Raw genomic sequence first — 6472 nt, 5'->3', positions numbered from 1 at the left:
CGACCGAGTTCTTCGAGTAGAGTATTCTTGACCGCCATCACGATCGTCAACTGCTGTACCTGCTTACCATACAGGATTTCCTGTTCGTGGGTGAGCAAGGGCACGCGCCCGATTTCACGAAGGTAGGTACGGACAGTATCGGTTGATGCTTGAGCAGTTTTCATGACTCTGGCTAAAATGTAGTGGGGATTTAGATGCAAAATCTCGATTGCAGCAGTGGTGGCTCTATTGGGTACAATTGGTCTGCGAAGATCGATCGGTACCGAAACTAGCCTTAGCTACAGTTTGTTCTCAAGTTTACTTTTACGTTGTTCTAATAATCTTAACATTTGTACACATTCACTGGCGATCTTTTTTCATACTCAGCCAATTGGCTGACGGTAATGATTTCGCGCGGGTGAAGGCACTGTCGGGTCGGTATACACGCCAAAACATGCCCTAATAACCGTCTCGATCGATTTACTTTCACTCTCATCATAGTTAAGATTTTGTTACGCGAAGGCGATCTACAGCACAAATTGGAGTTATTTAAAGTTAATGCAAACATTTTGGTTAGTTCGCCACGCACATAGATTGGACTTCAGCGAACCGGAATGGTTCGATCGAGCGATTTATCCTTACGATCCGCCACTCTCACCGCAAGGGCACGATCGAGCTGTCTGGTTGGCTCAAAAGTTAAGCGACATCAAGGTCGATCGGATTTATACGTCTCCCTTTCTCAGAACGATTCAGACAGCAGACCCGCTGGCAAGATTACTAAAATTACCGATTCAGTTGGAATGGGGTTTGTGTGAGTGGTTGTGTCAAGACTGGACGACAGAATTTCCCACAACTACTCCGATCGATGAATTGTTGCGCTATTACCCAAATATTGATGCTGGTTATCAATCTCGACTTGTGCCCTGTTACCCTGAAACTACAGATGCACTAAACATACGTCTTAATATCATAGCACAAAAACTCAATGACAATGGCGATCGGACGATCGCGATCGCCCACAAAGGCTCTGTACTGGGAATCGTAGCTGCCTTAACTAGCAACGATGACTGGCTAGCTCATGATTTGCCATGTGGCGGAATTATTAAACTGGTGAAGGAAGGGGATCGCTGGTCAGGTGTCGTCGATGGGTAAGCCATGACGGAGTGCAGAGAGTCTAGCCTGCGCTTTGGGATCGAGGGAGTTAAATAAAAATCTTCCAGAAGATTGTTTCTGCGGGCGGTGCCTTCTTTTTGCTCGTTTGGCACTGAAATCGACATCGGAGATCAACTGTAGCGAGGAGATCCATTCGGCACCAAATCCGATCGCGGTCAGTTGCTGGGCGCGATCGGAGGTTGCTACAATCAGTCTCGAAGCGGAGTACTGAAGATCGTGCCGGAATGCCGCACAGAACTTCTCAATGTATGTATCGGCAGTTTCGAGAAAGTCGCTGTAATGGATCGATAAGTTAGGTGTAATTATCTCGCAGTAAGCTGGTGCATCCCGACTGTAGGCATCAAAAACTACTTTGGTCTGGTAGTCCTCAAACGCACTGTAGTTAATTAGGGCTTCGATCAACTTATTCCGCGCGGCTTCTAAGTCGGCTCTCGATCCCGAAGTGAGTGGATTGCGGTCGGTATGACGGTCGTGTAACTCTGTCCAGGCTCCAATCACGTTGTAGCCATCAACGAGTAATACAGCTTGCTTGCGTGAGGGAGGCATGGTTCAAATTACACTTTCCTTAATAAATTTTTATATTAACTTCCCTAATATTAGCAAGTTGTGGAATAAGTGGATAGGGGGGTGGCTGAGGAGAGGGGGAGACTGGGAGACGAGGAGACTGGGAGACTGGGCGAACTTAGTGGCTTATTCTCTTACCTTTTACCTTTTACCTTTTACCTTTACCTCTTACCTATTCCCTATCCCCTATTCCCTATTTTGTAACAGGACGACTGCATAGGCGCAGATGCCTTCTTCTTTGCCAGTGGCGTCTAGTTGCTCGTTGGTGGTGGCTTTGATGCCGATTTGTTCTGGGGATAGTTGTAATGCCTTTGCCAATCGATCTCGCATAGTGTGAATGTGGGGCTTGAGCTTGGGACGTTCGGCGACGATGACGGTATCGAGATTGCCAATTTGCCAGCCGCGATCGAGGATGAGATGATTGACTTGTTTGAGGAGTTCGATACTATCGGCTCCCGCCCATTTAGCATCTGTAGGGGGAAAATAGTGCCCGATATCGCCGAGGCTCAATGCGCCCAGCATCGCATCCATAATCGCATGAGTCAGCACGTCAGCATCGCTGTGCCCGAGTAAGCCCAGTTCGTGTTCGAGGCGAACGCCTCCCAAAATCAGGGGACGCCCCGAGACTAATCGATGAATGTCGTAACCATTGCCAATGCGAATGTTCATGGAGATTTGAGGAGTGAGATATGGCAAAATAGCTAATAAGAATCGTATCGCACAGACGGCAAGATCGGTCATCACCGACTGAGAATGCTGCCACATCGGTATTATACGATTGCTGAAGATCTTGTTGGCATAAAAAAATAGATGGAGACGATCGCGGCGCAGAATGCTGATGTTGTCAGTAGCATCGGGGCACAATTACAACAGCTAGCCAGCCAAGAGCAGATTACTATTCTCTATGCTTGCGAGTCAGGGAGTCGCGCGTGGGGTTTTCCCTCGCCAGATAGTGACTATGACGTGAGATTTATTTATCTGCGTCCTTTAGAATGGTACTTATCGATTGAAGATCGTCCCGATACGATCGATCTGCCGATCGATTCGCTATTAGATATTAATGGTTGGGATCTGCGTAAAGCGCTGAAATTATTTAAAGGCTCGAATTCTGCAATTTATGAATGGATTCAATCGCCGATAGTTTATCGAGCTGATGGTAATTTACCTCATAAATTACTGGAATTAGCCCAGCAGTACTATGCACCGCGAGCGGGGATTCATCACTATTTAAATATGGCGACGAACTGCTATCGCGAGTCACTTCAAACCGATACTGTCAAGTTGAAAAAATACTTTTATGCACTGCGACCAATTTTAGCAGCTAAATCGATAGTTACATATCAAACCTTTCCGCCAATGGTGTTTAATGACTTATTGAGTTTAATTAGCGATCGCCCAGATATTTTAGCTGAGATCGATCGATTATTGACTATCAAATTCACTGCTAACGAAGCGACGACGATCGCACCAATTCCACTTCTCAATGATTTTATCCGCACGGAGATCGAACATTGCGAAGCGGCTGTCAAACTTATTCCCAAGCATGAAACAGATGGAGCGGCAATCGATCGGCTATTTAGAAAACTCGTTCTCACTCAAGCTTAAGAGTAAATTCAAATAAACAGAAATTATTTAATTGTATTTGTATAACTACGCTCTTAATTGTCTCAATCGTTAATACTTTAGTCACATTTAATTTCAAAATACACTCAAAAGGCTATGGATATCAAACACGGAATTACTAAAACAATTGGCAATACACCACTGATCCGGCTGAATAGTTTTAGCGATGAAACTGGGTGTGAGATCTTAGGAAAAGCAGAATTTCTCAATCCTGGCGGCTCGGTCAAAGATCGCGCCGCTTTGTACATTATTGAAGATGCCGAACGGCGGGGTATGCTCAAACCGGGCGGTACTGTCGTCGAAGGTACCGCTGGCAATACGGGGATCGGACTCGCGCATATTTGCAACGCTAAGGGGTATAAATGCCTGATTATCATCCCCGAAACTCAGTCAGCGGAAAAGATCGAGGCGCTACGAACTCTCGGCGCAGAAGTCCGGACAGTGCCCGCTGTGCCATATAAAGACCCAAATAATTATGTCAAATTATCCGGTCGCGTCGCAGCGGAAATGGAAAATGCAATCTGGGCAAATCAGTTTGAAAATCTCGCTAACCGCTTGGCACATTACGAAACGACTGGCCCCGAAATGTGGGCGCAGACTGATGGTAAAATCGATGCCTGGGTATCATCGACAGGTACGGGCGGCACTTTTGCGGGTGTCTCAATGTTCCTTAAAGAAAAGAATCCTCAAATTAAAAGCATCATTGCCGACCCGATGGGGAGTGGCTTATATAGTTATGTGAAAACTGGCAATATTACCCTCGAAGGTAGTTCGATAACTGAAGGAATTGGAAATAGTCGGGTTACTGGTAACATGGAAGGCGTACCGATCGATGATGCGATCCAAATTCACGACCAGGAGTGTATTGAAGTTGTCTATCAGCTTCTGCGAAAAGATGGATTATTCATGGGCGGTTCGGTCGGTATTAATGTCGCAGCAGCGGTAAGAGTGGCAAAGCAAATGGGTCCAGGACACACGATCGTTACCATCTTGTGCGATGGCGGAGCCAGATATCAATCTCGAATTTTCAACCGCGAATGGTTAGCAACTAAAGGATTGAAAGTTGATTGATATCGATAGGCAACATAACGAATATAGATCTTTGGTGCGTTACCCTTCGGGATAACACACCCTACAGTATTCTTCCTATCCACTATCCACTATCCACTATTCACTATCCTAAATGATTGAAATCGTTAGTTGTTTACATGTAGCAGTAATCGCCTCCAATTTGGATCGTTCGATCGAGTTCTACACGCAGGTATTAGGATTGAAACAGATCGATCGTCAGCTCAAGTATCCAGGTGTCTGGTATCAAATTGGCGATTTTCAATTGCACTTAATTGAAAATGTTGAGGCTCGTTTTAACGATACGATCGATCTCAATGTATCGACGCGCAATCCCCATATCGCGCTATCAGTTCGTGACTTAGATGCCGCCAAACAGCAGTTAATAGCGGCCAATTGTATCGTGAAGATGAGTAATTCTGGCAGAGCGGCACTATTTACCCAAGACCCTGACGGTAATGCGATCGAGTTAACTTGGCTCGGTACCGATTCATAAAATTCTAGAGATCTCATCTGGAGGCTAAAGTCGATCGCACAATTATGATGCAAAGAGCGTCATGGCTGAAAAATAGTCACTATCTACCATGCAGGTCAACCAGACAATCTTAACTCTGAAACTTTTTCACTGTCAGACTAAATTTAGCGGGGTCTGCACTCGTCATGCTATTGCTAATGCCATCTGCTTAGTAGCAGCACTCTGGCTCAATTGTCCAGTCTTCGCTCAGTCAAATTCGATACCATCTGGGTCAGAAGTATGTGATGTAAATCTCACATTATTAAAGCCTACGGAAGTTGGTGCCGATCCAAATATTATCACCGCCGATACTGTATCGCCCGAAGGCAATACTATCCCCAGCTTGTGGTGGACAAACGAACAACTGCCATCAAAATTGGTTGTCAACTGGATTGCCAACCGTCGCCAGAGCCAGATTTATTTATTAGTTAATAGTCAGTATTGGAACATCTTAGATTACGTCGATCGCTATCGCACGCTCTCTAGATTCGGTCGCGTCGCTCAAAGTTATGGTTACGACCTCAAAATTTGTAACGATCGCAAGATTTCCTTAGCGCGTTATACCTGTGATGTGAAAAGTGGCTCCACCGATCGGCAAGCTGGTAGTATAATACCACCTCAGAATTGTCAAATTTGGCTCAATAGTGGCGATCGAGATGGGATGGGAGTCCAAGGTAAATAATCTCACATCTTGCATCAGTACACAAAAACTAATAAAACCAGCCTCAGAAATTACGCTTTAGTACCAAAACTATCCACTATCTACTATTCACTATCCACTAAAACACTAGTAATTTTGTTTTGATGCAAGATATGAGTAATTACGATCGAGACTTTAGTTTGGGCTGCTGGATTTTCCAAGTCACCGCTGAAATAAAATTGGTAGTCATGTGTGCCACGATCGGAATGAACAAGTTACCAGTTTCGACCATTGTATATGCCAATAACATGCCGACTAGCGTTGCCCAAACTGCATACGGCCATTGTTGAACATTGGTCATGTGCAATACTCCAAAGCACAGGGAAGATAACACGATTCCGATCGGATCTAAGCCGATCGCAGGTAACATCACACCGCGAAATAATAACTCTTCACTCAATCCCGGCAACAACCCCAACCAAATCGTATCGGGGAGCGCAAGCGGTTTGAGCACCATTGCTAGATAAAGCTCGGCACTTTCGCGATAAGCCGCCCACGCCGCGTACACGATCGCACTCAAACCAGTCAATCCCAACCCTAGAGCTAAACCAAAACCCACATCGCTAACTGTCACCGACAGCGGACGTAACTGAAGATCGCCCAAGTACAGCCACAGCCTAGCTACTCCAAATAAAATTATCGCAGTCACCGCCATCGCGATCAGAATTTGCATTCGCGATAGCGGTTCGATTTCAGGATTGTGCGAGTTACTCATCTTTTAGAGGGTAGAGGGTAGGGGTAAGAGGTAAGAGGTAAGAGGTAAAAGGTAAGGGGTAAGAGGTGATTTTAGTTGAATTAACGAGAACAGGGGGGTTAAATCCTCATCCTAAAACCCCAATTATTAATTATTA

The 6472-nt window shown here is 45.4% G+C and carries 9 protein-coding genes; 5 read left to right on the top strand and 4 right to left on the bottom strand.

What is annotated here, in order from left to right; translation table 11 throughout:
* Positions 1-164: sigma-70 factor domain-containing protein (locus RMO35_RS23730; protein ID WP_309744971.1), on the bottom strand; the 164-nt coding region annotated here is incomplete at its 3' end.
* 373 nt (positions 165-537) lie between these two features.
* On the opposite strand from RMO35_RS23730, the gene RMO35_RS23725 reads away from it, so the two are divergent.
* Entirely contained in the window at positions 538-1131 is a 594-nt protein-coding gene (locus tag RMO35_RS23725) for a histidine phosphatase family protein (RefSeq protein ID WP_309744968.1), read from the top strand.
* Here RMO35_RS23725 and RMO35_RS23720 read toward each other — a convergent pair.
* Both RMO35_RS23720 and ispF read right to left on the bottom strand, forming a co-directional pair.
* On the bottom strand, positions 1111-1698 hold the full coding sequence (locus RMO35_RS23720; protein WP_309744966.1) for an NYN domain-containing protein: 588 nt from the start codon (positions 1696-1698) through the stop codon (positions 1111-1113). The two genes, RMO35_RS23725 and RMO35_RS23720, sit on opposite strands and share 21 nt — an antisense overlap.
* A 204-nt stretch (positions 1699-1902) precedes the next feature.
* On the bottom strand, positions 1903-2385 hold the full coding sequence (gene ispF / locus RMO35_RS23715) for a 2-C-methyl-D-erythritol 2,4-cyclodiphosphate synthase (protein ID WP_309744970.1): 483 nt from the start codon (positions 2383-2385) through the stop codon (positions 1903-1905).
* 141 nt (positions 2386-2526) lie between these two features.
* Here ispF and RMO35_RS23710 point away from each other — a divergent pair, with 141 nt between their 5' ends.
* From RMO35_RS23710 to RMO35_RS23695, 4 genes are all read left to right on the top strand, one after another.
* A complete protein-coding gene (locus RMO35_RS23710) occupies positions 2527-3321 on the top strand; it encodes a nucleotidyltransferase domain-containing protein (RefSeq protein ID WP_309744964.1) in 795 nt (264 codons plus the stop codon).
* Between the two features lie 114 nt (positions 3322-3435).
* Complete coding sequence (locus tag RMO35_RS23705; RefSeq protein WP_309744962.1) at positions 3436-4410, top strand: cysteine synthase A; 975 nt, start codon at positions 3436-3438, stop codon at positions 4408-4410.
* Positions 4411-4525: 115 nt separating this feature from the next.
* Complete coding sequence (locus RMO35_RS23700) at positions 4526-4903, top strand: VOC family protein (RefSeq protein ID WP_396135721.1); 378 nt, start codon at positions 4526-4528, stop codon at positions 4901-4903.
* Positions 4904-4991: 88 nt separating this feature from the next.
* The gene (locus RMO35_RS23695) at positions 4992-5603 is read left to right on the top strand and encodes a hypothetical protein (RefSeq protein WP_309744958.1); all 612 of its coding nucleotides are present in this window, start codon (positions 4992-4994) and stop codon (positions 5601-5603) included.
* A 139-nt stretch (positions 5604-5742) separates the two neighbouring features.
* Here the strand turns inward: RMO35_RS23695 and RMO35_RS23690 are convergent, their stop codons facing one another.
* Positions 5743-6336 carry a CPBP family intramembrane glutamic endopeptidase gene (locus RMO35_RS23690; protein ID WP_309744956.1) on the bottom strand — a complete coding sequence of 198 codons (594 nt, stop codon included), beginning with the start codon at positions 6334-6336 and terminating at the stop codon, positions 5743-5745.
* Positions 6337-6472: the final 136 nt, after the last annotated feature.

The sequence above is a fragment of the Chamaesiphon sp. OTE_20_metabat_361 genome (genome assembly GCF_031364565.1).
This window is presented reverse-complemented; position numbering and strand designations above follow the sequence as displayed.

Bases quoted from the DNA above. Each gene is read 5' to 3' on its own strand.
- RMO35_RS23725 (WP_309744968.1), top strand. From the start codon at position 538: ATGCAAACATTTTGGTTAGTTCGCCACGCACATAGATTGGACTTCAGC.
- RMO35_RS23720 (WP_309744966.1), bottom strand. From the start codon at position 1,698: ATGCCTCCCTCACGCAAGCAAGCTGTATTACTCGTTGATGGCTACAAC.
- ispF (WP_309744970.1), bottom strand. From the start codon at position 2,385: ATGAACATTCGCATTGGCAATGGTTACGACATTCATCGATTAGTCTCG.
- RMO35_RS23710 (WP_309744964.1), top strand. From the start codon at position 2,527: ATGGAGACGATCGCGGCGCAGAATGCTGATGTTGTCAGTAGCATCGGG.
- RMO35_RS23705 (WP_309744962.1), top strand. From the start codon at position 3,436: ATGGATATCAAACACGGAATTACTAAAACAATTGGCAATACACCACTG.
- RMO35_RS23695 (WP_309744958.1), top strand. From the start codon at position 4,992: ATGCAGGTCAACCAGACAATCTTAACTCTGAAACTTTTTCACTGTCAG.
- RMO35_RS23690 (WP_309744956.1), bottom strand. From the start codon at position 6,336: ATGAGTAACTCGCACAATCCTGAAATCGAACCGCTATCGCGAATGCAA.